Origin of the sequence: Corynebacterium sp. HMSC076G08, assembly GCF_001811515.1 — a bacterium.
In the GTDB taxonomy this organism is placed as follows: Bacteria; Actinomycetota; Actinomycetes; order Mycobacteriales; family Mycobacteriaceae; genus Corynebacterium; species Corynebacterium hiratae.
In genome coordinates, this window is record NZ_KV805016.1 from 1 (window position 1) to 23,455 (window position 23,455).

The following is a 23,455-nucleotide window of genomic DNA, read 5'->3' on the forward strand; positions in this document are numbered from 1 at the left end:
ATAGGGTGTCCACTAAACGAGGGTAACCTCAGGTCTTTGACGGCGGGATCGGCCGAGCGCTCCTGGGGACCGTTCTTATTTTCGTGCCGGGTGCCTTGCTCACGCTCGCCGCTTTGCATCTGTGGACGCGCTGGAATCATCTTGGTTGGCTGCGCGGCGCGTTCACCGCCATCAATGCAGCCGTGGTCGGCCTGCTCATCGCGGCGCTGTGGGACCCCATTATCACCCACGGGGTTACGGGGTGGGCTTCGGTGCTTATCGCTGTCAGCGCAGGTGTAGCACTACTGTGCAAAGCCCCGCCGTGGACGGTCGCCGTGGGCGCCGCACTGGCGGGATTCGTGCTGCTTTAGAACAGGGACAAACGCGTCGAGTGGTAGACGCTGCCATAGGGCGCATCGAGACGCACCCAGCGCCCCTTGCCCGCCACGCGCAAGTGACGGGGGATCTTGAGTGATGCGGCAAACCCCGGAATGAGGCCGAGGCTGGTGCAGGCGAAGATCATCCGCATGGGAATCTCCACCTGTGCCTCCGAGTTCTCTACGGTGAGCACGGTCTGATTCAACAAGCTCTGTGGTGGGCCCATCGGTCCAGAGAACTGGCGGGCCAGCTGGCGGCCCTTATCGGCGAGCTCGCGAACGACGTCTACCGGCAAGGAATCGATTTCACGAAACCCCTGCGCCGGCGGTAACGCGCCTGGCCACGATGGATCGCGCGCAGGCCCCAGCGAAAGCTCCACACCGTCCTCCGCAAGGACAGGGTCGGGGGCGGTGTGGAGGGCGTCGGCAAGCGCTTGCGCGGACACCACTGCCCCGTCGCGGCCCACGGTGCCTCCGCACCGCCGTGCCACAACGACCTCGAAGGGCGTCGTGACAAAGACCTCGACCTGGTTGGCGTCATGCTGGCGCAGACGCACCGAGGCTGAGGCATCGAGCCCCGTCGCGCGGGCGAGGAGGGCACGCAGCCCTCCCCCACCGCTGCGCACTCGGAGAGTTTCACTCTCCATGATCGCGCTGCTCATCCAGCTCGACGACGGCGTGTTCCAGGATGATGTTGCGCTCCTCCTCAGTAACCTCGCGCGGCATCTGTGTACCCGGGTCGATGGCGACCTGCACGCAGTCGATGACACAGGCCACCTGGCCCTGGGCGTCCTTAATCTTTTGGCGGGTGGTGAAGGACGTGGTGCCAAGACGCACCACCGTGGTTTCCACCGTGACCGTGCCGTGCTGCCCATCCCACTTGATGGGGCGGACATAGTCCGCGTCGATATGGCGGACGAATGCCACCATGTTGACACCGCGGGCGTAGAAGTTGTGCATGGCAAAAGCCAAGCGCGCCTCCTGCGCCAGCTCGATGAAATTGGAGTTCATCATGTGGCCGTACATGTCGAAGTCCGACCAGCGCACACCTACGGTGAGCGCATGGACATTGTCCGTGGTCTTTTCCGACACAACCTTTTGAGCGGACATTCCAGGTTCCTTTCGGAGTTCTTCCTTTGGACGCTTGGGCTAGATGGCCCTAGCGGCTGAGTTTGCGGTGGGTAACGCGAGACGGGCGGGCAGCTTCCTCACCGAGGCGCTCAACCTTGTTCTTCTCGTAGTCACCGAAGTTGCCCTCGAACCAGAACCACTGACCTTCTGCCACGTTGCCCTCCCAGGCCAGGATGTGGGTACAGGTGCGATCGAGGAACCAGCGGTCGTGAGAAATAACCACGGCGCAGCCGGGGAACTTCTCCAGGGCGTTTTCCAGCGAGCCCAGGGTTTCCACGTCCAAGTCGTTGGTCGGCTCATCGAGGAGGATCAGGTTGCCGCCCTCTTTAAGGGTCAGGGCCAGGTTCAAGCGGTTGCGCTCACCGCCGGAGAGAACCTTGGAAGGCTTCTGCTGATCGGCACCCTTGAAACCGAAAGCGGAGAGGTAGGCGCGGGACGGCATTTCGTTCTGGCCGACGTGAATGTAATCCAGCCCGTCGGAGACTACCTCCCACACGGTGGCCTCGGGGTCGATGTTCTCGCGGCCCTGGTCAACATAGGACAGCTTGACGGTCTCGCCGACGTCCACGCTGCCGGAATCCGGCTGCTCCAGACCCACGATGGTCTTGAACAGCGTGGACTTACCCACACCGTTCGGGCCGATCACGCCGACAATGCCGTTGCGCGGCAGGGTGAAGGACAAGTCCTTGATGAGCACACGATCATCGAAGCCCTTGGTCAGGTTCTTGACCTCTACCACCTTGTTGCCCAGGCGCGGCGGGGTCGGAATCTGGATCTCCTCAAAGTCCAGCTTCTTGTACTTCTCGGCTTCCGCAGCCATCTCCTCGTAGCGCTGGAGACGGGCCTTGTTCTTGGCCTGGCGGGCCTTGGCACCGGAGCGAACCCATGCGAGCTCGTCCTTGAGGCGCTTCTGCAGCTTCTTGTCCTTGGCGCCGGCAATTTCCAGACGCTCAGCCTTCTTCTCCAGGTAGGTGGAGTAGTTGCCCTCGTAGGGGTAGAGCTTGCCGCGGTCAACCTCACAGATCCAGCCCGCGACGTGGTCGAGGAAGTAACGGTCGTGGGTCACGGCCAGGACCGCACCCGGGTAAGACTCGAGGTGCTTCTCCAGCCACTGGACAGACTCGGCGTCCAGGTGGTTCGTGGGCTCGTCGAGCAGCAGCAGGTCGGGCTCACTCAGCAGCAGCTTGGCCAGTGCGACGCGGCGGCGCTCACCACCGGAGAGGTTGGTTACCGGGGCATCGGACGGCGGGCAGCGCAGTGCTTCCATAGCCTGCTCGATCTTGGAATCGACCTCCCAGGCATCGGCAGCGTCGAGCTCCTCCTGCAGCTTGCCCATTTCCTCCATGAGCTCGTCGGAGTAATTGGTAGCCATCTCCTCCGCGATCTCCTCGAAGCGCTGCTTCTTCTGGAAGATTTCACCGAGGCCTTCTTCGACGTTTTCGCGGACCGTCTTCTCCTCATTGAGCGGCGGCTCCTGGAGGAGGATGCCGACCGTCTTGCCCGGATCCAGGAAAGCCTCACCGTTGGAAGGCTGATCAAGGCCGGCCATGATCTTCAGGATCGAGGACTTACCTGCACCGTTGGGGCCCACGACGCCAATCTTGGCGCCCGGGTAGAAAGCCATGGTGACGTTATCCAAAATAACCTTGTCACCGATGGCCTTACGCACGTTTTTCATCGTGTAGATGAATTCGCCCATGTTTCACCCTTTGCTTCTGTCAGGATTGGTAAATAACAGTACAAAGACTACATCACATGGGCGGCGGTGGTCCTCTGTCCTTAGACCATCGCGTCCTCAGGTTCCGGTTCGACGTGTGACTCGGCCGCAGACTGCGCTTGCTGACGGTCCGCCGCGGTGTCCTGCGGAGTATCTCCCGATTGCAGGGCAGCTGGCATTGCTTCATTCTCCGTGGCACTGGGTGGCGCCGTGTAATCTACGTCCGGCACCGGCGGATTCTCCCCCAGCCAGAGAGCTTCACTGCCCTCCTCGCCGTAGGAGGTACCAATTTTGGTGGAGGTAATGCAGAAGCGGTTGAGGTCGAGCCCCACGTGGGCAATCTTGATATAGGTCCTAGAACGCGTCGCTCCGCGCTGATCCTCCCACCGGTCCGTGACGATGGATCCCATAACAAAGACCGGCATGCCCTTAAACAGGGACTTCTTGACGTTGATGGCGCACTGGCCCCACACCTCGCCGTCGATATAGTTGAGGTCCAGCTCTCGCCACACCGTCTTGCCTTCTTCATCCTTTTCCGGAACGCTGCGGGAGGAGGCAAAGCGCAGGCGGGCTTTGTACATGGTGTCGCTAATCTTGGTCAGGTGCGGGTCGTGGGTCAAACGCCCAGTAAGTGAGATTGGGTATTGAGACATTGCGTGATTCCTTTGCCATGTGTGGTTGGTGATCTTCTTGAGTGTGAGGAAGCAATACGCCTCCCTTACCACGCATCATCGCCACTGATCACCGCACCCGCAATGGCGTCACCGCGAACCTGTGGATAACTTGTTGAGAGAATCAACAAAATATCCATTCACACAGTTCAAAGACCCTTTTCCATCACCCTGGACGCGCCAGCTCTCTAGTGCTGGCGCCCCTAGTGCTGGCGGAAGCTGGAATCGTCGCCTTCGTTCATCTGCTTGAGCATGGCGTTGTAGCTTGCCAAGTCGGCATCACCGTCAACGTCCGCCTTGGCATCGTGGCGGCGAGCAGTGGCGCGATCCTCTCGCAGCCAATCCAGGAATAGTGAACCAAACACGATCACCAGCGGGAACTGGCCAAAGCCCCACGAAATACCGCCGCCGGTGCGCTGATCCGTGACAAAGTCCGGGTTCCACGGCAGGTTCAAGGATTCATAGAAATCCAAGCCCAGAATAACCTGCATCTGCATGAGGTAGACACCGGCGAACAGGTGCAGAGGCATCGACACAAACAGGATCAGTAGGCGAACGCCAGTGGGCGCGCGCCATGGCAACGGATCCGGGCCAATAACCTCCCAGTAGTAGATGTAGCCGGAAATCAGGAAGACCCAGTTCATGATGACGTGCCCGGCATGTTCCGAAATGGCAACCTCGTAGAAGCTCGGAAAGAGGTAGAGCACGTAGAGAATGGCCAGAAACTGCAGGACATTGACCGCCGGATGCGTCAGGACGCGCAGCGTGGTGGATTTGGTGAGGGCGACAGCGGCGTCGTGAAGCGTGGGCTTGCCCGGCTCACCCGGTTCAAACGCCTCCATAACCAAGGTCACTGGGGCACCCAACACGAGGCAGAGCGGAATCGCCATGGACAAAATCATGTGCACGAGCATGTGCATGGAGTACAGCGCCGGCATGTACAGGCCAATACCGTTGCTCATGATGATGGTCATGCCCAAGGAGCCCACCAGGAACCAGGCCGTACGCCCCGCCGACCACGTCAGCCCACGCCGCTTCAGACGCCAGAGCGCGTACAGGTAGAAGCCGGCTAGCACGAGTCCGAGCGAGCCAAACATGAGGTCGAAGCGGAACATGGTCCACACGTTGGTGGCTGTCGGGGCGTCGAAAAGCTCGTAGCCCACCAGAATCTGCATGGCGTTGAGATTCGGATCCCGCGGCGGCGGGGGCGGTGTGCGACCCATCGAGATGGCCACGCCGACTGTGGCCGCCATGATGAGAACCTCCACCACAGACACTCGAACAAACAGGCGCGGTGCGCGTTTCAGCTGGGGAATGGTGACTCGGCGATGCACAAATCCTATGGCCGCGAGCACCACCGTGAGCACTGTCTTGCTCAACACCAGCAAGCCATAGCGAGTGGTGAATAAATCCCCTAACTCAACGCGGATGAGCGCATTGACCACACCGGTCGCCGCCAACCCCAAGATGGACAGCAGCGCAACCGTAGAATAACGGCGAACCGCCACGCCCATGTCAGGCCCTAGGCGGCGGCCATGCGCAATGAGGCCCATGAGCCCACCGACCCACAGCATGATGAAGAACAGGTGCAAAAGCAGTGAGTTCGTGCCGTAGTCATGGTCGCCGCCGGAGGCCGAGTGCCCCTCCATCCCGAGGGGCACCGTGAGCAACAGGGACAGGAAGAACGTAGCGACCTGTCCCGCCCACGTGCGCGCAACAAACCCCGCTACGGCGACGAGCGCTGCGATCCCCGCGGTAAGGAGCCAGACCTGCGACGCCGCAATCTGGCCCACCGCCATGCCCATCAGCTCCGGGTTAAGAACCTGGCGCAACGGAGTACCAGTGAGATCCGACATGACGAGGGGAACCTCGAGCAAGGACACCACCGCGGCCCCCACAGCGGCCCAGGCACCAGTCCGCGCAGCGATGTGCCCGTCGACGGTGAGGCGCGCCTTGATCAAACGCTCGTTGTCCTTATCTGGCACGGCCGGGTAAATCAAGAATGCGCTGGACATGAATGAGCCGATGGACAGGGCCATCAGCATCCAGGCGACGGCACGGAAGAAGGGCAAACCAAAGGTCGTGACGCGCCCCGGGTCCGGGATACCGAGGGCAGCGAGCGAATCTGCAAGGAAGAACAGGGAAATGATCCCGCCCACGAGACCAGCGAAGACGACGAAAGAAAGATTCAACAAACGGGAGGGCCGCGCTCCCGACGCCGAGTGCGCCAGCCCCGGCGAGTACTGTGAGCTGGTGTTTTCCTTCTCAGTGTGCATGGTGGGCAGTCTACCGCCACACATGTTCTCTTACCTAAAAGGTAGACAACTCTTAGCTTTCGGGTAGTCTGCACTTATGGACTCACGCCAGCTTCACCACTTTCGAACCGTCGTGGACCACGGTTCGTTTACGCAGGCCGCGGAATCGCTGCAGCTCACGCAACCTTCCCTGAGCCTTACCGTGCGCAAACTCGAAAAAGATCTCAACGTGAAGCTGCTCTCCCGCGGGCGCGGCGGAGTCCAAACCACGGAGGCCGGAGATTACCTCTATGGTGTCGCGACCTCGATCGATTCCCTCCTCAACACCGCTGCCGTGCGCCTAGCCGAGATTGCGTCGGGCAGCGCCGGGTCAGTCACGCTGTGTTCCGCGCCCGAGTTCAATTGGCTGTATATGCCGGCGGTTCTGCGCCGCATGCGGCAACGCGCGCCAGAGGTAAGTGTTTCCTTAAAGGACTTAGAACCTACCACCACGCTCAAGCAGGTCCTGGATGGCTCCGTGGAGATCGGCATCATCCTCACCACCAACCCACAGCGCTTCCGCCAGGACTACGGCACACAGCTCACCATTGACTGCGCCGCCGAGATGGACCTGCGCGTCGCACTCCCCCAGCGTCTGGCGGACCTACCCGACCCAGTCCAGCTCTCCGATCTTGCCGCCGAAACGTGGCTCCTGCCGCCGCGCTGTCCGGAGCTCAGCAGCCTGCCCGAAGTGTTGGACCAGGTATGGGCCGCGGCCCCGCTCAGCAAACCTATGGGCGTCCAGGAAATTTCCACGCTGCAAACAGGCTTGCCGCTCGTTGCCGGCGACTATGGCATCAGCCTCATGCCGCACACCGCGCAGGCCTTGGGCCAGAGCGGCGTTCATTTCCGTCGCGTTGCGGAAACGCTGCCTACTATGCAGGCGCTTCTCATCCACCGTACGGACCGCGCCTTGAGTCCGGCAGCGCGCACGTTGGTCTCCGCCCTCCTCAGCACCAGCACCGAATCAACGCCAGCAGTAGCCCGATAGTCTGACTTCGCTCTCCGGTGCGTTATGATGGCTCGGTACGCCTCCATAGCTCAGTGGATTAGAGCAGTGGGTTTCTACCCCATGTGTCGCGGGTTCGAATCCTGCTGGGGGCACGCAGTTTAGAGCCACTTTTTGAGGTTTTCCATAACGTCAAAAAGTGGCCTTTAGGAACTTTTTGGGCACACTCCTATGGACATTACTCTCGCCACTTTTGACTACGCCCCAGAATCCGCGCTGCGCGGATTGCGCTTCAGTAACGCTTGGGTGCCGTCGCCAAGCTATGCGGAATCGCGCCGCGGGGTGCTCACGGGACAGTACCCGCAGCGCGGCGCCACCACCCGCATCACGGAGATTTTCGCGGCCTCCGGCTTCGAGGTCCGAGAAGACGCCCTCCCCGCGTCCGCACCTGTCTTTCGCCTCCTCGAGCAGCCGGATCCCCAGCTGCTGGGTGACCTAGAGGGCGTCGTGGCGGTCTGCTCCCTACAGGGCGAGAAGTCCGCGATGTCCCTCCTATGGCCCGGCGTAGCAGAGTCCGGGGAGTGCGCAGAGCTCGTCTCCCCTCTCGACCTGGCGCCCACGCTCGCGGCAATCGCGGGGCTGGATGTGCGGCCCAACGCCCCGCTGTCCTTCGACGGGCTCAATTTGGTTCCGGTGCTCCGCTACGGCGCCTCCGGGCACGCAGCGCTCTTCTTCGACAACGGCGTGCGTATGCAGGACGCCGTGCTTGTCGACGCCTCCGCCACCCCGCCCAGCGCCTTGCCGCGTCTGCAGGAGGAGTGGGAAACGTGGAAGAGGTTTATGGCTTTCGGCCCGCTGCAGTAGCTACTCCACTGGAATAACAACCCAGAGGATGAGGTAGAGCAGAATTCCCGAGAAGCCCAGCAGAGTCGCAACAACGAAGAGAATGCGCACCAGGGTCGGATCGAGGTTGTAGGTCTGCGCGATGCCGCCGCAGACGCCGCCGAGCATCGTGTCAGTAGTGGAACGAGTTAAACGTTGGTTGGTCATGATGTCTCCTTTCGCTTTCTATTATCCAGAGTTGGGGCCGAGGAGACATCAGTATTTACCCTGATTTAAACCCTGAGTGCTCTACGCTGGGTGGAGACTTCCCACCCCTGAGAGAAAGGACGCTGTTTCATGGCTCACTCCCCTGGGCTGCCCGCCCCTACCCGCTCGTCGTATGCGCTGCTAACTGGTGCCAGCCAGGGCATTGGCGCTGCGATGGCCAAAGATTTGGCCGCTCGCGGCTACAACGTCATTCTCGTTGCCCGCCGCGAAGAAGTCCTCGAATCCATCGCTGTAGACCTACGCTCCCGTCACGAGGTTGATGCCATTGCGCTGGCTGCGGATCTCTCCGAGGCGGCGGACGTTGACCGCGTTATCGAGTTCATGGCGGGCAAGGAAATCTCCATCATCGTCAACTCGGCGGGCATCGCCAGCTTTGGCAAGTTCATGGATCAGGACTGGGATTATGAGACCAGGCAGTTTGATCTCAACGGCAAGGCCGTTCACCGTCTGACCCGTGCCGCGCTGGAGCAGATGCTGCCGCGGCGCAGCGGCGCTATCTGCAATGTGGGCTCGGCTGCGGGTAACGTCTCCATTCCGAACAACGCCACCTATGTTTTCACTAAGGCAGGTGTCAATGCCTTTACTGAGGCCCTGCACTATGAGCTCAAGGGCTCGGGCGTAACCTGCACCCTGCTGGCCCCTGGCCCAGTGCGCGATGCCGTTATCCCCGAGGAGGAGCAGTCCATCGTGGATAAGGTCGTCCCAGACTTCTTGTGGACCACCTACGAGTCCTGCTCCGAAGAAACCCTCGAGGCCATGGCCCGCAACCAGCGGCGCGTAGTCCCCGGCCCGCTCTCCAAGGTGATGAACGCGTTGGGCAAGATTGTGCCGACCCCGATTGTTGCGCCGATCATCGGCAGCTTCTATTCCAAGATGGCCTAAAACACGCCAAAGCCCGCGCTCCGTTTCAAGGAGCGCGGGCTTTGCTTTACTTACCTTGGAGCGGGGAGTCCTGCGCGATGGCCTTCTGCGCGGCCTCCTGGCGGGCGAGCTTGCGCTCTACCCAGAAATCGGCGTTCTGGATGCCCAGCGCCTCTGGGTCGAACTGCGGATCCTTGCCAGCAGCCTTCTGTGCGCTGTAGTCCTTGAGGCACTTGAGAGCCGGGACCTGTAGGAAGAGGATGGCAATGATGTTGAGCCAGGCCGTTGCGCCAACACCGATATCACCCAGCGCCCAGGCAGCGCCTGGAGTTGTCGTAGCACCGATAACCACGGACACCACGAGGAGAATGCGCAGGAGCCAAACCAGTGCGCGACGGGCGGTCTTGTTGCTAATCCACCGGTTGAAGTAGGTCAGGTTGACCTCTGCCATGTAGTAGTAGGCCAAGACGGTGGTGAAGGCAAAGAACGCGATGGCGATGGCAATGAAGCTCGGTCCGAAACCTGCCAACAGGGTGTCTAGGCCGTGCTGGACAAAGCCCGGACCCACCTCAACACCATCCGGGATAGAACCGGCATAACGCACGGGACCGTCCTCAGATTCGCCCTCGAAGACCTTGTACATGTCCGTGGAGATGATGATGAAGGCGGTTGCGGAGCATACGAAGAGGGTATCGATGTACACCGCGAAAGCCTGGACGAAACCCTGCTTCGCTGGGTGGGACACTTCCGCGGCCGCAGCAGACTGCGGACCGGTACCCTGGCCTGCCTCGTTAGAGTAGATGCCTCGCTTCACGCCCCACATGATGGCCGAACCCAACAGGCCAGAGAAGGCCTGCTCGGCGCCGAAAGCAGACTTAAAGATCATGCCGAAGACCTCAGGGATCTGGTTAAAGTTCATGATCAGAATGATGATGGCAAAGAGAATGTAGGCAGCCGCCATGAACGGAACCACGAGGGACGCGAAGTTAGCGATGCGCTTGACGCCACCGATAATGATGATGGCCAGAATTCCGCCCAGAACCAGCGCAGACCAACCAACTTCGATGCCCCACGCATTCTTCACGGCGGCGGCCACACCGTTAGCCTGAATTCCCGGCAGGAAGTAGCTGGTAGCCAGGATCATCGCAATGGCGAAGACGATGCCGTAGACCACCATGAACGGGCCAGCCTTGGTGTGCTTGTAGGCCTTCTCGATGTAGTAGGCCGGGCCGCCGCGGTACTCACCAGTGTCCTGGTCCTTCTCCTTGTAGACCTGCGCCAAGGTACATTCCACGAACGACGTTGCGGAACCCAGCAGCGCCACCGCCCACATCCAGAACACAGCGCCTGGGCCGCCGAACGCAATAGCCGTAGCAACGCCGGAGATGTTGCCCACGCCGACACGGCCGGCCAAGGAAATCATGAGCGACTGGAAGGACGAGACACCCGAATCGGAGCTCTCACCATCCTTCAGCTGCTTAATCATGTCCGGAATGCAGCGTACCTGCAGGAACTTGGTCGCCAAAGTGAAATAGATTCCCGCGCCGAGACACAGGAAGACCAGTGCTGGTGACCAGATTAGAGCATTGAGGGTATCGAGAAAGGTTGACATCGGTAGGTTACCGTCCTTCGCTATATGTGAGTGCCATCACGTTAAAGGCTGTCCTAATAATGTCCCATCGACTGAGGCTTTCGTGAGCGAAATCATAAAAAAGTTGAGAATGCCCCCTCTCGCAACCCGGGCAATCGCCACAAAACCCCAGTTCACATCGTTCAAGAAGCTTTTTACCGCCCGAGTCTTCGCTCTACCCCCACTTACCCCCACCCCAGCACCTACCGAACCGCTACCAAGGAGAAACTATGGTGGAACCCATGAGTGATATCCCCGCTAAGAATGACCGCCTTGTCTGGATCGATCTGGAAATGACCGGACTGGAACCACAGCGCCACGTCATCGTGGAAGTTGCCGCCGTGATAACCGACGCCGAGCTGAACATCCTTGACGAAGGCATCGACCTCGTCGTGCACGCCACGGAGGAGCAGCTCGCGGAGATGGACGACTTCGTCACCACAATGCACGCAAACTCCGGGCTGGACAAGGAAATTCGGGAATCCACGCTCACGATCGAAGAAGCAGAGGAAGCAGTACTGAAACTCGTCGAGAAGCACTGCGATCCGAACCACCCTGCACCCTTGGCGGGAAATTCCATCGCTACGGACCGCGCCTTCATCCGCGCCTACATGCCACGCCTGGATACCGCGCTGCACTACCGAATGATTGATGTTTCCACCATTAAAGAGCTCGCCCGCCGCTGGCACCCGCGGGCTTATTACAACCAGCCGGATAAGGGAATGGCGCACCGGGCACTGCAGGACATTATCGAGTCCATCCGCGAGCTCGATTTTTACCGCCGCAGCGTTTTCCGCACCGACGACGGCCCCTCCTCCACGGAAGCCGAGGAACTGAAGGCCGCTACAACCACCGATTACCAGGCGTTTTTGTAAAACCGACGACGTGGGTTAACCTGTATCTCGTTGCTTTCGGGCAACGATGGTGGCTGTAGTTCAGCTGGTAGAGCACCAGGTTGTGATCCTGGGTGTCGCGGGTTCGAGCCCCGTCAGCCACCCCGAACTAACCCCGCATTGTGCTTGAGCAGGATGCGGGGTTAACTTTTTGCGCTAATCCTCGGGCCCAGAGCCACTCCCTACGCCGCGCACGGCGGCCTGCACCGCGAAGCCCGCAACCAACCCTAACCTTAGTTATTTTAGCCTTACCTAATTGCATAGTGTGTAGGCTTATATCCGCACAGCAACTCAAGTATTCCGAAGGACAGTGATAACAATGGCTGCCCAAACTAAAGAAGTAGCGCCGAAGCGCAAGCCCCGCAAGGCACATGAAGCAACCGTGACTGGTCGTCACCAGGTCTCTCCGGACTTGGTTCGGTTGAGCATGAACTCCCCGGCTTTTGTGGGCAAAGAGCTGGAGTTTACGGATCACTACATCAAGCTGTTGTTCGTACCACAAAGCGCTGACTACTCTTGGCCGTTTGATGTCCAGCAGATTCGTGAAGAGCAGCCGCGTGATAAACAACCGATTCTCCGCACCTATACCCTGATCAACCTGAACCCGGAAACCGGGGACTTCGACGTTGACTTTGTCACCCACGGTGATTCTGGCCTGGCTGGCCCGTGGGCACGGGTCGCCGAAGTCGGAGAGAAGATCGGTTTCCTCGGCCCAGGTGGTGCGTGGGGACCCACCGAAGAATATGAGCACTTTGTGTTCGCTGGCGATGAATCCGCGGCACCGGCCATCGGTGCCGGCTTGAAGCGCCTCCCCGAAGGCGCGACTGCAACTGCATACATCGAGATCGCGGCCGAAGACCGCACGTTTGAACTCCCTACCCGCGAGGGCGTGGAGGTCGTCTGGGTAGTCCGCAATGGTGCTACCCCTGGTACTAAGCTATCCCGCGTGGTGCGCGAAGCTGGTATCCCCACGGGGAAGAAAACCAGCTGGTTCATCCACGGTGTCGCCGAAATGATCAAAGAGCTGCGTCGCTTCCTTTTCGTGGAATCTGGAATTCCCAAGGAAGACGTTTCTATCTCTGGCTACTGGCGCATCGGCATGACTGAGGACCAGTGGCAGGCCTCCAAGCGCGAATTCAACGCAGAGATTGAAGCCGAAGAAGACAAGGCCAAAGCCTAAACCTCGCTCGCACGTTAGACTGCGGCAATGATCGATTTCACCGCCTCCGCAGACATTGTCGCTCCCCAACTGCTGGGAATGGTGCTGACGCACAACGGCGTCTCCATTCGCATCACAGAGGTGGAGGCCTACCTCGGCTCAGGCGATGAGGCTTCGCACACCTTTAACGGACGTACTCCACGCAACGCCGCCATGTTCGGTCCACCCGGCCGCCTCTACGTCTATGTGTCCTATGGCATCCACCGAAACGGCAATATCGTTTGTGCACCCGAAGGTACCGGCGAGGGCTGCCTGCTGCGGGCCGGCGAAGTAATCGACGGCTTAGACCTCGCCTACCAACGCCGGGGCGACACCGATTTTTATAACCTCGCCCGCGGCCCTGGCAATGTGGGCAAGGCCCTTGGCTTCAGCATCGAGGACAACGGCACGCCCGTACTCCTCAGCGAGCGCGAAGAGGAGCCAGAGTGGGTCCGCGGCCCACGCATTGGAATCTCCAAGAACCAAGACGCAGCCTTGCGCTTTTGGATCCCCTTTGACAAGACGGTGTCGCGACGCCGCGGTCTCCCCCGCTAATTCTTATGTGAGGGGCATGGGGCGAACCGCCCCATGCCTCACCCAACTACGCCAAGGCTGCTCGCACCAACTCTGCTGCTTGGGACGGGGTCTTTCCTACCTTTACACCGGCGGCCTCCAGTGCTGCCTTCTTTCCTTCTGCCGTACCGGAACCGCCCGAGACGATGGCACCGGCGTGGCCCATCGTCTTACCCTCTGGTGCGGTAAATCCAGCAATGTAGGCAATGACCGGCTTCGTCACATGGTCCTTGATATAAGCCGCAGCGTGCTCTTCTGCGTCGCCGCCAATCTCACCGATCATGATGATTGCCTCGGTGTCCGGGTCATTCTGGAATGCCTCGATCGCAGAAATATGCGTCGTGCCGATAATCGGGTCACCACCGATTCCCACGCACGTGCTGAAGCCAATGTCTGAGAGTTCGTACATCATCTGGTACGTCAACGTGCCCGACTTCGACACCAAGCCAATCTTTCCTGGGTTTGGAGCGGTCTCCGCCGGGATAATGCCCGCATTAGATTCACCCGGCGTGTACAGCCCCGGGCAATTGGGGCCGATGATGCGCGTCTTGGACTCTCGTCCCAGCGCATAGAGCTCCGCCGTGTCCTTCACTGGGATTCCCTCGGTGATGATCACGACGAGCTCAATGCCAGCCCGGATCGCCTCCTCCGCCGCATCCTTGGTGAACTTTGCTGGCACGAAGATGACGGTGACGTTGGCGTCTGTCGCCTGCATAGCCTCGCGCACGCTGCCAAACACAGGGATCTCGCGCCCCTCAATATCCACGCGTTCGCCGGCCTTGCGCGGGTTGACGCCACCTACGATGTTGGAGCCGGACGCCAGCATGCGGCGCGTGTGCTTCATGCCTTCCGAGCCCGTCATGCCCTGCACAATGATCCGCGAGTCTTTGTTGAGAAAAATCGACATATCTACTCCTAGTTCGCCAGCTCAGCAGCCCTGCGGGCAGCAGCATCCATGGTTTCAACCTGCTCCAGTTTGGGCAGGCGTGCGTCATTAAGAATCGAGCGTCCCAGCTCGGCATTATTGCCGTCGAGGCGCACCACGAGCGGCTTGGGCTCAATGCCTTCAGAATCCAAAATCTTGTACGCCTGCACGATGCCCTTGGCAACCTCGTCGCACGCGGTAATGCCACCGAAGACGTTGACGAAGACAGATTTCACTTGCGGGTCACTGAGAATCACCTCAAGCCCGTTAGCCATCACTTCCGCATTGGCGCCACCGCCGATATCCAAAAAGTTCGCGGGCTTTGGCTGCGATGCAAGGTCTTCGCCGGCGTAGGCCACAACGTCGAGCGTTGACATCACCAAGCCAGCGCCGTTGCCGATAACACCCACCGAACCATCGAGCTTGACATAGTTCAACCCCATCTTCTGCGCCTTGAGCTCCAGCGGGTCGGTCGCACCGTGGTCTTGGAGGTCCCGGTGCTCGGGGTGGCGGAACTGCGCGTTATCATCCAGCGTGACCTTGCCATCGAGCGCAATAATTTCTCCGCTTGACGTCTTGACTAGCGGATTAACTTCCACCAACGTGGCGTCTTCCTCGGTATAGACCGTGTAAAGCTTCTTGAACACGGGCACGAGCTTGGCGACGTCCCCCTCATCAAACCCCGCCTCATATGCCATGTCCCTAGCGAGGGTGTCCGTCATGCCGTCGAGCGGGGAGAAGCTGCGCTTAATCAGGGCATCTGGGCGCTCCTCGGCCAGCTTTTCAATCTCCACGCCACCTTCCTTGGAGAGCATGGCCAGGTAACGGCGCTTGGTGCGGTCGAGGAGGATCGAGAAGTAGTATTCCTCAGCGATGTCTGCGCCTTCTGCCACCATCACCTTGCGCACGGTGTGGCCCTTGATTTTCAGGCCCAGGATCTCGTTGGCCTTCTCCGCGGCTTCCGCGGGGCTGTGCGCTAGCTTGACTCCCCCGGCTTTGCCGCGCCCACCGGTTTTGATTTGTGCCTTGACCACAACCACCGGCGTGCCCAGCTTCGTGGCTGCTTCCTCAGCCTGCACGGCCGAGGTCGCAACAATGCCCTTCAGGGTGGGAACCCCATGAGCTTCAAAGAGGTCTCGAGCTTGGTACTCGTAGAGATCCACTTCTGCCTCCATCTTTGCAGTGAATAACTAGTTCTCCACAAGATTCACCAAAACAGAGACGTGATGCAAACCACTTAACATTCGCGCCTGCGCAGTGCTTCACAAAGTGCGCGGGCATGACGCAACGCCGCCCGTTGCAAGGCCACAGTATGCCAATAGCGAATTAACTGACTTCACTTTCGGGGGCACCCTAGACGGTAACCCTAGGCAACGCTGTCAATAATCGCGGCCAATTCCTTCGATGCGCTCTTCATGTCTTCCACGTCCTTCGCATCACCCATCGAGTGCCGGAACATGTAGTTAACCACTTCCGCATTACCCACGGTGGTCACGCAAAAGAACTGCCGCAGGTCCGCCTCCGGGTGCTTCGCGCAGGCAAAGTAGCGGCCACCCTCAGTGAAGTCGAGGTCCTCAAAAGGTTTGACCTCTTCGCCGTTCTCTCGCTCCTGACGCTGATAGTCCTCGGCAATGAACGAGCGCACGTCTCGCGCGGCCTGCTCATTGTCCTGTGGACAGGGGTCAGTTTCTTTCTCATCTAGATAGCTGGAACCGACCATAAACTGCAGCCCATCCGCCTGATAGAAGCGCCCCCAGCCATCAGGCTCACCCGCGTCATATGTGGGGTCGTGCGCCAGGCCAGCGAATTCCTCCGGCATCGCCTCCAACAGCGCCGGGACATCGAATTCAGTCGCGCACGTACCTTCCTCAGCTGGAGCGGCAGCGCTAACGCTTGATACAAACGGGCTTGCACTTTCGCTTTCCTCATGCGTGCTACCGCCTTCCGAGGAGCACGCCACCAACGCCAACGGCGCTAGTAGCACTATCGCAGCTCGCTTATACCAGTTCATCCGGGGCCCTTTCCTTGGCAGTTTTTCCGCAAGACTACCCCGGCAATCAACCGGGCTACTGGTTAGCGGTAGCGTTCCCCGCAGACCACGTCTCCCAGTCCATGTTCCAATCCCCCAGGCCGTCGAGCGGGCTCAACACGCCACCGCCGGTGTTGGAAACCCTCACGATATCGCCGCGCTTGACCGTGTTTTGGAACCACTGAGCAGCCTCAGTAGTCACGTTGATGCAGCCGTGGGACTGGTTGTAACTGCCCATCGCACCCACAGCCCAGGGCGCCGCGTGGACATAGATTCCGGAGTAAGACATCTGGGTCGCCCACTGAACGTCGGTCTTATAACCGCCGGCGTCGAGAGCCAGGCCAAAGGTAGTCGAGTCCATAGTGAGGGACGGGTACTGGTCACCGATGATGTAGGCGCCATTCGGGGTGTCCCACTGGCCATCCCTGCCCATCGACACCGGAATGCGGCGCAGCACCTCGCCATTCTTGAACACCGACATCATCTTCGTGTTGTTATCGACCAGCGTGATGACGCGGTCACCGATAGTGAAGTTGGTGGAGGCATCCTCGCCGCCGTAAACACCGCCGCCGAGGTTGCGACCGTACAGGTCGACGTCGACAGTCACTTTCGTGCCCGGCTCCCAGTAGTTCTGCGGGCGCCAGCGCACCTCCTGGTTATTTACCCAGTAGAACGCCCCCTCAACGGCAGGCTCGGTCTTGACCGTGATGGCCTTCTCGGCCGCCTTGCGGTCGGTGACGTAGTTGCCGAAACGCACGCCGATAACCTGGCCCACTCCTACTTCGGAGTCCGGCAGCGGGCTCAACGCCACCTCAGACACCGCCGCGGCCTGCGGGGTAGTGAAGGTGATGGTCTTGTGGGTGCCATCCTTGTCTGTGGCATCGATGGTGTAGGTGCGGTTGTAGCCCAAAACTTCGGCACTCTTCCACGTGGTCGAATCACTCGACAGCTCGTCCTCCACCACTTTGCCAGCCTCGTTGGTCATCGTCACCGACTTCAGGCCCGCAGGAGAAGTGACCTCGACCGGTTCGGAAGGATCGACATCACTAGCACCGTCTTTGACAGAGAACTGTAGTTGCTTCGCCTTAGCGGCTGCCGACGCCGACGCATCCGCCGCCGCACTCACTTGGGCGTCTGCCTCAGAGTGGCTATCGGCCGGGCTGGAGTTCTCGACCCCGCCAATGGTGCAGGCGGTCAGAAGGGAGGCAGTCGCAATGAGACTCGAGAGAAGCACTGCGGGACGTGCAGAAGGGAATAGAGAGTGCACACAAACCCCTAGCTCATAAAAGGACGAACAAGGACAAGAGTGCACTAAGCCTAACTGCCTGCACGGCCTTCTCACTAGTTAGCGCCACCGCCCTTAACCGTTTCGTTACCGGCCTTCCCCACTCCCGCACTCCGCGCTTTCAAAGAAGTGACAAGTAGCCGCTACCTAAGGAGCCCAAAAACCTTCATTCACCTGGCGATTTTACCTTTTCAGGAAGAGGGTGTTAAAGTTACATCTCGTTGCACGGCAGGCACTGAGGAAATCAGAGCCAGCTAGGTAAACACCAGCGCCATTAGCTCAATTGGCAGAGCAACTGACTCTTAATCAGTGGGTTCGGGGTTCGATTCCCTGATGGCGCACAATATCACCCCCGCCCGGGTTATCCGGAGCGGGGGTTTCCTGTTTCTTAATCACTCCGCGGATTCGCGCTCGCGACCGACGGCCACAGACCCACCAAAGATGTCGAGGCGCTGTGTCTTAGGCCGCCACCACGCGGCATAGTCAGCCCTAAACTCTTTATGCTCCGGCCCGGCGATTTCATCGAGTGCGCGCATATAGTCGGGCACGAGCGCTCTAGGCAGGCGCAACCCCATCGTCAGGTGCGGGGTCCACCGCGGCCCGCGGCCTTCCGGGTTTGCGGCGCTAACCTGGCGCGCAGCGATCTCCAGGTCATCCGTGGTTTCCAAAAGCCACGCCACGGTCTGCTTACTTTTCCTGCCGAACACCACCGTCCCGACGCGATGAAACAGCGCCGGCAGTAGCGGCGGCAACAGAGTGCGGGCCTTGTCGACGACTGCGGTCTCGAGCGCCGGCGCAAACGTTACCGTAATGTGCGGGCGCTGGTGCTGCACCGGAAAGCCACGCTGAGCCAGGGCAGCATAGACTTCCCGGATCGTGTCTTCATCCTCCGGGGTGAGGTACAACAGGAGGTTCTCGGGCGAATTTCGGCTCACACGGCCCGAGTCTAACTAACCTCCCGCAGCGCCACGACGGCTTGCCCGCGGTGGTCCAGCACATCCGTCTCTACGCCGTATACCTCGCGCAAGAGCTCCTCCGTGAGCACCTCCCCCGGCGCGCCATGGGCGCGGGCCTTGCCGCCATGGAGCACGACGAGCTGGTCGCACATCCGGGCCGCCAGGTTGATGTCATGAATCGCCACCAACGCGAGGCTTCCTTCCTCCCGAGCTTTTGCCCGCACGCGGCCCAAGACGAAGAGCTGCCGGTTGAGATCGAGGGCGGAGGTGGGTTCGTCGAGAAGCATGAGCCCAGGGGTCCCCACGAGCATCTGCGCCACGGCGACGAGCTGGCGCTGGCCTCCAGAGAGCTCATTGAGGTAGCGCTGCGCAATCTCATCGAGCCCCATGGAGTGCAGGACCTCGGCTGTGCGGGTGATTGGGTCCTCGCATGCTTCGCGCCGCGCCGCAATCAGCACCGCCTCAAACGCCCGCAGCGCCGCGGTGTGCGGCAGGCCCTGCGGCACGTAGCCAATGAGCTGGCGGCGCCGCTGCCCGCGCGGGGCTTGGCCGTCGACACGAAAATCAACCGTGCCACCCCGCGCGCGGTGCACGCCGGCGAGCGCCTTAATGGTGGTGGTCTTGCCAGACGCGTTCGGCCCCAGCAAGCCCACCACCTGCCCGCCGCGCAGCGTGGGGAGACTCAGCCCGTCTACCACCGTGCGCGAACCATAGCCGGCGGTCAGATCAGCGATGGTGAGTTCTACGTCCACAATGCCCTCCTCCGGGTCATGACGATGGCGATGAAGAACGGCACGCCCAATAGTGAGGTCACGATGCCAATGGGGATGGCCAGCCCGGGCTTAATGACGAGGCTCAGCGCATGGGCGGCACACATCACCGCCGCGCCCGCGGCCATGGATGCCGGCACGAAGTAGCGTTGGTCCTCCCCCACCAGCATGCGCGCGATGTGAGGGCCTACTAGGCCAATAAAGCCGATGATGCCAGCGAAGGCCACGGTGGTGGCCGCGACGAGTGAGACCACGACGAGCACGATCACGCGCAGACGGGAGGTGTTGACACCGAGGGCGGTGGCGCGGGCATCGCCAAGCCGCAGCGCCGTCAGCCGCCACGACAGCGCGCCCAGGATGGGCAGCGCCACTGCAAGCACGCCGGCTAGCACGGCGTTGGCCTGCCAGCTGGCGCGGGTGAGCGAGCCCATGGACCAGAAAACGATCTGCTGGAGAGCCTCGCTGGAAGAACGGTATTGAATGAGCGCCAGCATAGCCTGAAAGAAGAAGACGAGGCCGATGCCGAGCAGCACCATCGTCTCGGACTTCGCGCCGCGGATAACGGCGGCAACGACGATGATGGCCGTGGCGAGCGCCGCCGACAGCCACGCGATGAGCGCGAGGTTGAACTGCGGCTGGGCCAAAAGCTGCCAACGCAACACGATGGCACTGGCTCCGCCGAAGGCAGCCGCCGCGGAAATACCGAGAGTAAAGGGTTCCGCCAGCGGATTATCCAGGATGGTTTGCATCTGTGCGCCAGCCAGTGACAGGCTGGCGCCGATAAGCAGCGCCATGACAGCCATAGGCAGGCGCAGGCTCCACAGGACTGTACGCGTTTGCTTGTCGACACCTCCCGGATCCACCATCCCCCGCAGCACCTGACCCGGGGTGAGGTCGATGGCGCCGACGATAACGCTGACGACGAAGGCGGCGAGAGCCACGACGATTAGCCCGGCGACGATGGCGATGCGGCGGCGTGTTACACGGGAGTGCTCGCATGCCAGGGCCTCCACGGGAAGAACTGCGGTTTCTGCGCGCGTGGTCCGTTCAGGGCTTGCCGAGCGCCCGGTTGATGTGAGAATGCTCATGACTAATTGGTGCTGAAGAAGGTTCCGTCGCCGGGAACGGGCGAGTATTTCTCTTGGGCTTCGGCCCATTCTTGCTGAACGTCGACGTCTGCGTAGTCCTCTGGGTGGAGCCACGCGGCGATCTGAAGGAGCGCCAGGTAGTTGAAGGGCGAGTTGTAGAACTGGTGCCACAGGCCGTGGAGGTTGTGCTCCTTGACGGCGGAGAGGTCCTCAAAACCAGGTTGAACGCCGGCCAGCGAAGCGGCGCTGTCATGGGCGTCCTTTTCGCTGATGCCATAGCCGGCGGCAGCGAAGCCGGTGTGGCCCTTTGCGTTATCGACCTTGGCGGACCAGTCGCCGCCGGTGGCGATGATCATGTCGGGATTGGCGTCGATGACCTTCTCCGGGGTCAGCGCGCCGGACTCACCCTCGATGATGCCGTCTGCCACGTTCTTTCCACCGGCGACGTTGACCAGCTCAGAAATGTTGGAGTCATTCCACGAGCCGCAGCAATCGGAGACACCCGCTGCGCGCCACACGAAGGTGGAGGGCTTGTCCTGCGCTTTCGTGGCGCGCTCGGTTACCAGATCCACGTTCTTTTGCCAGTCCGCGATGAACTCCTCCGCGCGGTCCTCGTGGCCGAAGATATCGGCGAAGATTTCCATGGTGGGAATGGTGTTCTCCAAGGGCTTGGCGCGGAAGTCCGTGACAGCATAGGTCAGGCCGGCCTGATCCAGCTTGTCGGTGAGCCCAGCGGTCTGGGAGGCCTCGTACTGATCCTTGGAGAGCACGATGAGGTCCGGGTCGAGGCTGATGAGCTCCTCCACAGTGACATCGCCCTTGGTGAAGCCGCCGATTTCCGGCAGCTCGTTGACTTTGGGCGTGGTCTTTTCCAACTCGCGGTAGTAGTCGGGCACATTCTGCTTCAGGTCCGATCCGATGGCCACGACCTTGTCCAGCGGGTCTTCCTTGTTGAGGATGCCGGTGGCAAAGACGCTGCGGCCTTCTCCCAGGATGACGCGTTCCGGCGCGTGGTCCAGCTCCACCTGGCGGCCGGCAAGGTCTGTGAAACTCACAGCGGCAGTCCCCTGCGCTCCCGTGGCCTGCTCGCTGCCGGCATCGGCATTGTCGGAGGCACAGCCCGCCAGCGCGCTGGCCAGCGCCGCCACCATGGCGCACGCCCCTACTACTCGCCCGGCGCGCGGACGGGATGCCTGGCCTGCAGGCGTCGATACGTGAAGCACGATTTCTCCTTCAAACTTTGGTCTTATGGTCTGTTCGGAGGTTCATACTACACAGACAGGTAAGGCTACCCAAAGCCCGCATAGGGTAGGCAATGCTTCCAGTAACGCATACGGAGCACAAAAATGCCCCACCCCGGGGTATTTCCCAAGGCAGGGCCTCTAGGTATGCAGTCGCGCCCAACGGCGCTAACCGGCTCTAGCGACGCTCAGCGAGCAGGCGCTGCAGCTCCTTGATATCGGACTTGCGGCGCTTGGAGCGGAAAACGGAGAAAGCGATAAGGCCTACGACGGCTGCACCAACGCCGGCGAGCGCCATCTGCACATTGCGCTCCTGCAACTTCTGGGTTGCCGCGCCCTTAGCGTCCTCGACGAAGTTCTGCGGCTTGCTGCGATCAGCCAGCTCATCCAAGGTGCTAGCCAGCTGACGGCGGGTGCGCTCGATGTCGCGCTGGATATCATCAATGTTGCGTGCCACGTGAATCTCCTGAATTTGGCTTCGTTCGGTGTTGTTGCGGTTAGTGTCTTTCTAACCGTTGAGGTTCTAACGTGGACATTCTACATTGACCACCAGCTCCCCTGCAGAGTTGGCCAAGTTTTGTCTCAGCTGTGCTGCGGCGAGCGAACTGAGATTCACCAAAGAGTCCTAAGGGAGAGCACGGTAGGCTATACACCATGACTGAAGCACAACGACTGTCCGTGGGTGACAAAGCCCCCGCTTTTTCCCTCAGCGATGATGCCGGCAACACCGTAAGCCTGAGCGACTATGCCGGCCAGCGCGTCGTGGTTTACTTCTACCCGCGCGCCAACACCCCTGGCTGCACGAAGGAAGCCTGCGACTTCCGCGATAGCCTAGAGCAGCTCAATGGCATGAACATCGCCGTGGTGGGCATCTCCCCCGACAAGCCCGAGGCCCTGGCTAAGTTCCGTGAGGACCACGAGCTGAACTTCCCGCTGCTCTCTGACCCCGATAAGGAGGTCATGACTGCGTACGGCGCTTTCGGTGAGAAGAAGAACTACGGCAAGATCGTCCAGGGTGTTATCCGCTCCACGTTCCTCGTCGAGGAAGACGGCACCATTGGCCAAGCCATGTACAACGTCAAGGCCACCGGCCACGTCGCCCGCGTGCTCAAGGGGCTCAACTAAACCGTGGAATCTAGCTCGAAGTCTCCGGAGATACTGGTCCCGAGGCGTCGCCCAGCGCAGGCGCGTAGCCGGGCCAAGTATGACCGGATTTTGTCCTGCGCGCGTCAGACGCTCGTGGACCATGGCTTCGAGTCTTTTACTTTCGATGAGGTCTCGCGCCGCGCAGAAGTGCCGATTGGCACGCTGTATCAATACTTCGCCAACAAGTACGTGCTGATCTGCGAGCTTGACCGCCAGGACACCGCCGAAATGCTGGCGGAGGTAGAGCGATTCTCCCAGCGCGTGCCGGCCCTGCAGTGGCCGGACTTTCTCGAGGAGTTCATTGATCGCATGGCGCGGGTCTGGCGCGAGGACCGTTCGCGCCGCGCGGTGTGGCATGCCGTGCAGTCCACGCCGGCCACCCGCGCCACGGCCGCTGATACGGAGCTGTCTCTGCTCAAACCTATCGCCGAGATCATCGAACCACTTGCCCAAGGCATGAACGAGTCCGCCCGAGTGGAAATTGCGGCCTTCCTCGTCCACACCGTGGTCTCGCTGCTCAATTACAGCACCATGCGCTCGGAGGAGAGCTTCGATGGCGTGGTGGAAGAAATTAAGCGCATGCTCATCGCCTACCTCTTCGCCATCGCGACCAGCGCCTAGGTCATGGCGTG

Annotated in this window: 25 protein-coding genes and 3 tRNA genes; 12 read left to right on the plus strand and 16 right to left on the minus strand. The window is 60.6% G+C overall.

Annotation, left to right across the window (positions count from 1 at the left end; translation table 11 throughout):
• Positions 1-47 precede the first annotated feature (47 nt).
• The gene (locus HMPREF2806_RS02690; RefSeq protein ID WP_083306492.1) at positions 48-350 is read left to right on the plus strand and encodes a chromate transporter; all 303 of its coding nucleotides are present in this window, start codon (positions 48-50) and stop codon (positions 348-350) included.
• Here the strand turns inward: HMPREF2806_RS02690 and HMPREF2806_RS02695 are convergent.
• The 5 genes from HMPREF2806_RS02695 to HMPREF2806_RS02715 all read right to left on the minus strand — a co-directional run bounded on the left by HMPREF2806_RS02695 (position 347) and on the right by HMPREF2806_RS02715 (position 6,151).
• A complete protein-coding gene (locus HMPREF2806_RS02695; protein WP_070516050.1) occupies positions 347-1,003 on the minus strand; it encodes a DUF8185 domain-containing protein in 657 nt (218 codons plus the stop codon). The genes HMPREF2806_RS02690 and HMPREF2806_RS02695 overlap by 4 nt on opposite strands.
• Positions 993-1,466 (minus strand): acyl-CoA thioesterase, encoded by a 474-nt coding sequence (locus HMPREF2806_RS02700; protein ID WP_070516052.1) that lies wholly within the window; start codon positions 1,464-1,466, stop codon positions 993-995. The genes HMPREF2806_RS02695 and HMPREF2806_RS02700 overlap by 11 nt, the downstream gene beginning before the upstream one ends.
• Before the next feature lie 49 nt (positions 1,467-1,515).
• A complete protein-coding gene (ettA, locus tag HMPREF2806_RS02705; RefSeq protein WP_070516054.1) occupies positions 1,516-3,186 on the minus strand; it encodes an energy-dependent translational throttle protein EttA in 1,671 nt (556 codons plus the stop codon).
• An 80-nt stretch (positions 3,187-3,266) separates the two neighbouring features.
• The gene (locus tag HMPREF2806_RS02710) at positions 3,267-3,857 is read right to left on the minus strand and encodes a single-stranded DNA-binding protein (protein ID WP_049155822.1); all 591 of its coding nucleotides are present in this window, start codon (positions 3,855-3,857) and stop codon (positions 3,267-3,269) included.
• 221 nt (positions 3,858-4,078) lie between these two features.
• Positions 4,079-6,151 carry a bifunctional copper resistance protein CopD/cytochrome c oxidase assembly protein gene (locus HMPREF2806_RS02715; protein WP_070516057.1) on the minus strand — a complete coding sequence of 691 codons (2,073 nt, stop codon included), beginning with the start codon at positions 6,149-6,151 and terminating at the stop codon, positions 4,079-4,081.
• A 76-nt stretch (positions 6,152-6,227) separates the two neighbouring features.
• Between HMPREF2806_RS02715 and HMPREF2806_RS02720 the strand changes: the two genes are divergently transcribed.
• The 3 genes from HMPREF2806_RS02720 to HMPREF2806_RS02730 all read left to right on the plus strand — a co-directional run bounded on the left by HMPREF2806_RS02720 (position 6,228) and on the right by HMPREF2806_RS02730 (position 7,982).
• Positions 6,228-7,160, plus strand: a complete 933-nt coding sequence (locus HMPREF2806_RS02720; protein WP_070516060.1) for a LysR family transcriptional regulator — start codon at positions 6,228-6,230, stop codon at positions 7,158-7,160.
• Positions 7,161-7,199: 39 nt separating this feature from the next.
• Positions 7,200-7,273, plus strand: a tRNA-Arg gene (locus tag HMPREF2806_RS02725).
• Positions 7,274-7,349: 76 nt separating this feature from the next.
• Complete coding sequence (locus HMPREF2806_RS02730; protein WP_046647332.1) at positions 7,350-7,982, plus strand: hypothetical protein; 633 nt, start codon at positions 7,350-7,352, stop codon at positions 7,980-7,982.
• On the opposite strand, the gene HMPREF2806_RS02735 is transcribed toward HMPREF2806_RS02730, so the two are convergent.
• Positions 7,983-8,168, minus strand: a complete 186-nt coding sequence (locus HMPREF2806_RS02735; RefSeq protein ID WP_046647333.1) for a PspC domain-containing protein — start codon at positions 8,166-8,168, stop codon at positions 7,983-7,985. It lies immediately after the preceding gene.
• Positions 8,169-8,297: 129 nt separating this feature from the next.
• On the opposite strand from HMPREF2806_RS02735, the gene cmrA reads away from it, so the two are divergent.
• Positions 8,298-9,110 (plus strand): mycolate reductase, encoded by an 813-nt coding sequence (gene cmrA / locus HMPREF2806_RS02740; RefSeq protein WP_070516063.1) that lies wholly within the window; start codon positions 8,298-8,300, stop codon positions 9,108-9,110.
• 46 nt (positions 9,111-9,156) lie between these two features.
• Here the strand turns inward: cmrA and HMPREF2806_RS02745 are convergent, their stop codons facing one another.
• Entirely contained in the window at positions 9,157-10,701 is a 1,545-nt protein-coding gene (locus HMPREF2806_RS02745) for an alanine/glycine:cation symporter family protein (protein ID WP_070516066.1), read from the minus strand.
• 260 nt (positions 10,702-10,961) lie between these two features.
• On the opposite strand from HMPREF2806_RS02745, the gene orn reads away from it, so the two are divergent.
• From orn to HMPREF2806_RS02765, 4 genes are all read left to right on the plus strand, one after another.
• Positions 10,962-11,594 carry an oligoribonuclease gene (orn, locus tag HMPREF2806_RS02750; RefSeq protein ID WP_070516132.1) on the plus strand — a complete coding sequence of 211 codons (633 nt, stop codon included), beginning with the start codon at positions 10,962-10,964 and terminating at the stop codon, positions 11,592-11,594.
• A gap of 49 nt (positions 11,595-11,643) precedes the next feature.
• Positions 11,644-11,716: transfer RNA gene (locus HMPREF2806_RS02755), tRNA-His, on the plus strand.
• 215 nt (positions 11,717-11,931) lie between these two features.
• Positions 11,932-12,792 (plus strand): siderophore-interacting protein, encoded by an 861-nt coding sequence (locus tag HMPREF2806_RS02760; RefSeq protein ID WP_070509715.1) that lies wholly within the window; start codon positions 11,932-11,934, stop codon positions 12,790-12,792.
• Between the two features lie 27 nt (positions 12,793-12,819).
• The gene (locus HMPREF2806_RS02765) at positions 12,820-13,365 is read left to right on the plus strand and encodes a DNA-3-methyladenine glycosylase (RefSeq protein WP_070509717.1); all 546 of its coding nucleotides are present in this window, start codon (positions 12,820-12,822) and stop codon (positions 13,363-13,365) included.
• Between the two features lie 46 nt (positions 13,366-13,411).
• Here HMPREF2806_RS02765 and sucD read toward each other — a convergent pair whose 3' ends face one another.
• From sucD to HMPREF2806_RS02785, 4 genes are all read right to left on the minus strand, one after another.
• A complete protein-coding gene (sucD, locus tag HMPREF2806_RS02770; protein ID WP_070516068.1) occupies positions 13,412-14,290 on the minus strand; it encodes a succinate--CoA ligase subunit alpha in 879 nt (292 codons plus the stop codon).
• A gap of 8 nt (positions 14,291-14,298) precedes the next feature.
• Entirely contained in the window at positions 14,299-15,471 is a 1,173-nt protein-coding gene (gene sucC / locus HMPREF2806_RS02775; RefSeq protein ID WP_198525904.1) for an ADP-forming succinate--CoA ligase subunit beta, read from the minus strand.
• Between the two features lie 203 nt (positions 15,472-15,674).
• Positions 15,675-16,319, minus strand: coding sequence for a hypothetical protein (locus HMPREF2806_RS02780; RefSeq protein WP_046647341.1), 645 nt, complete (start codon positions 16,317-16,319; stop codon positions 15,675-15,677).
• Between the two features lie 55 nt (positions 16,320-16,374).
• Complete coding sequence (locus tag HMPREF2806_RS02785) at positions 16,375-17,604, minus strand: L,D-transpeptidase (protein ID WP_049155797.1); 1,230 nt, start codon at positions 17,602-17,604, stop codon at positions 16,375-16,377.
• Between the two features lie 286 nt (positions 17,605-17,890).
• On the opposite strand from HMPREF2806_RS02785, the gene HMPREF2806_RS02790 reads away from it, so the two are divergent.
• Positions 17,891-17,963, plus strand: a tRNA-Lys gene (locus HMPREF2806_RS02790).
• Between the two features lie 51 nt (positions 17,964-18,014).
• Here the strand turns inward: HMPREF2806_RS02790 and HMPREF2806_RS02795 are convergent.
• From HMPREF2806_RS02795 to HMPREF2806_RS02815, 5 genes are all read right to left on the minus strand, one after another.
• A complete protein-coding gene (locus HMPREF2806_RS02795; protein ID WP_070509727.1) occupies positions 18,015-18,557 on the minus strand; it encodes a 2'-5' RNA ligase in 543 nt (180 codons plus the stop codon).
• A gap of 11 nt (positions 18,558-18,568) precedes the next feature.
• Positions 18,569-19,330: an ABC transporter ATP-binding protein gene (locus HMPREF2806_RS02800; protein WP_070516070.1), complete on the minus strand. Its 762-nt coding sequence runs from the start codon at positions 19,328-19,330 to the stop codon at positions 18,569-18,571.
• On the minus strand, positions 19,321-20,436 hold the full coding sequence (locus HMPREF2806_RS02805) for a FecCD family ABC transporter permease (protein ID WP_232745235.1): 1,116 nt from the start codon (positions 20,434-20,436) through the stop codon (positions 19,321-19,323). The genes HMPREF2806_RS02800 and HMPREF2806_RS02805 overlap by 10 nt, the downstream gene beginning before the upstream one ends.
• Positions 20,437-20,438: 2 nt before the next feature.
• Positions 20,439-21,587, minus strand: coding sequence for an ABC transporter substrate-binding protein (locus HMPREF2806_RS02810; protein ID WP_070509730.1), 1,149 nt, complete (start codon positions 21,585-21,587; stop codon positions 20,439-20,441).
• A 268-nt stretch (positions 21,588-21,855) separates the two neighbouring features.
• A complete protein-coding gene (locus HMPREF2806_RS02815; protein ID WP_010191207.1) occupies positions 21,856-22,134 on the minus strand; it encodes a DUF3618 domain-containing protein in 279 nt (92 codons plus the stop codon).
• 197 nt (positions 22,135-22,331) lie between these two features.
• On the opposite strand from HMPREF2806_RS02815, the gene bcp reads away from it, so the two are divergent.
• Positions 22,332-22,802 (plus strand): thioredoxin-dependent thiol peroxidase, encoded by a 471-nt coding sequence (gene bcp, locus HMPREF2806_RS02820; RefSeq protein ID WP_046647348.1) that lies wholly within the window; start codon positions 22,332-22,334, stop codon positions 22,800-22,802.
• Positions 22,803-22,805: 3 nt separating this feature from the next.
• The gene (locus HMPREF2806_RS02825; protein WP_046647350.1) at positions 22,806-23,444 is read left to right on the plus strand and encodes a TetR family transcriptional regulator; all 639 of its coding nucleotides are present in this window, start codon (positions 22,806-22,808) and stop codon (positions 23,442-23,444) included.
• Positions 23,445-23,455 lie beyond the last annotated feature (11 nt).

Excerpts from the sequence above, each read along its gene's own strand:
- HMPREF2806_RS02745 (WP_070516066.1), bottom strand. The coding sequence starts at position 10,701 with ATGTCAACCTTTCTCGATACCCTCAATGCTCTAATCTGGTCACCAGCA.
- HMPREF2806_RS02765 (WP_070509717.1), top strand. The coding sequence starts at position 12,820 with ATGATCGATTTCACCGCCTCCGCAGACATTGTCGCTCCCCAACTGCTG.
- HMPREF2806_RS02700 (WP_070516052.1), bottom strand. The coding sequence starts at position 1,466 with ATGTCCGCTCAAAAGGTTGTGTCGGAAAAGACCACGGACAATGTCCAT.
- ettA (WP_070516054.1), bottom strand. The coding sequence starts at position 3,186 with ATGGGCGAATTCATCTACACGATGAAAAACGTGCGTAAGGCCATCGGT.
- bcp (WP_046647348.1), top strand. The coding sequence starts at position 22,332 with ATGACTGAAGCACAACGACTGTCCGTGGGTGACAAAGCCCCCGCTTTT.
- HMPREF2806_RS02735 (WP_046647333.1), bottom strand. The coding sequence starts at position 8,168 with ATGACCAACCAACGTTTAACTCGTTCCACTACTGACACGATGCTCGGC.
- HMPREF2806_RS02695 (WP_070516050.1), bottom strand. The coding sequence starts at position 1,003 with ATGGAGAGTGAAACTCTCCGAGTGCGCAGCGGTGGGGGAGGGCTGCGT.
- HMPREF2806_RS02715 (WP_070516057.1), bottom strand. The coding sequence starts at position 6,151 with ATGCACACTGAGAAGGAAAACACCAGCTCACAGTACTCGCCGGGGCTG.
- cmrA (WP_070516063.1), top strand. The coding sequence starts at position 8,298 with ATGGCTCACTCCCCTGGGCTGCCCGCCCCTACCCGCTCGTCGTATGCG.
- HMPREF2806_RS02760 (WP_070509715.1), top strand. The coding sequence starts at position 11,932 with ATGGCTGCCCAAACTAAAGAAGTAGCGCCGAAGCGCAAGCCCCGCAAG.
- HMPREF2806_RS02730 (WP_046647332.1), top strand. The coding sequence starts at position 7,350 with ATGGACATTACTCTCGCCACTTTTGACTACGCCCCAGAATCCGCGCTG.
- HMPREF2806_RS02805 (WP_232745235.1), bottom strand. The coding sequence starts at position 20,436 with ATGAGCATTCTCACATCAACCGGGCGCTCGGCAAGCCCTGAACGGACC.
- HMPREF2806_RS02810 (WP_070509730.1), bottom strand. The coding sequence starts at position 21,587 with ATGGTGGCGGCGCTGGCCAGCGCGCTGGCGGGCTGTGCCTCCGACAAT.
- HMPREF2806_RS02710 (WP_049155822.1), bottom strand. The coding sequence starts at position 3,857 with ATGTCTCAATACCCAATCTCACTTACTGGGCGTTTGACCCACGACCCG.
- HMPREF2806_RS02720 (WP_070516060.1), top strand. The coding sequence starts at position 6,228 with ATGGACTCACGCCAGCTTCACCACTTTCGAACCGTCGTGGACCACGGT.
- sucD (WP_070516068.1), bottom strand. The coding sequence starts at position 14,290 with ATGTCGATTTTTCTCAACAAAGACTCGCGGATCATTGTGCAGGGCATG.
- orn (WP_070516132.1), top strand. The coding sequence starts at position 10,962 with ATGAGTGATATCCCCGCTAAGAATGACCGCCTTGTCTGGATCGATCTG.
- HMPREF2806_RS02780 (WP_046647341.1), bottom strand. The coding sequence starts at position 16,319 with ATGAACTGGTATAAGCGAGCTGCGATAGTGCTACTAGCGCCGTTGGCG.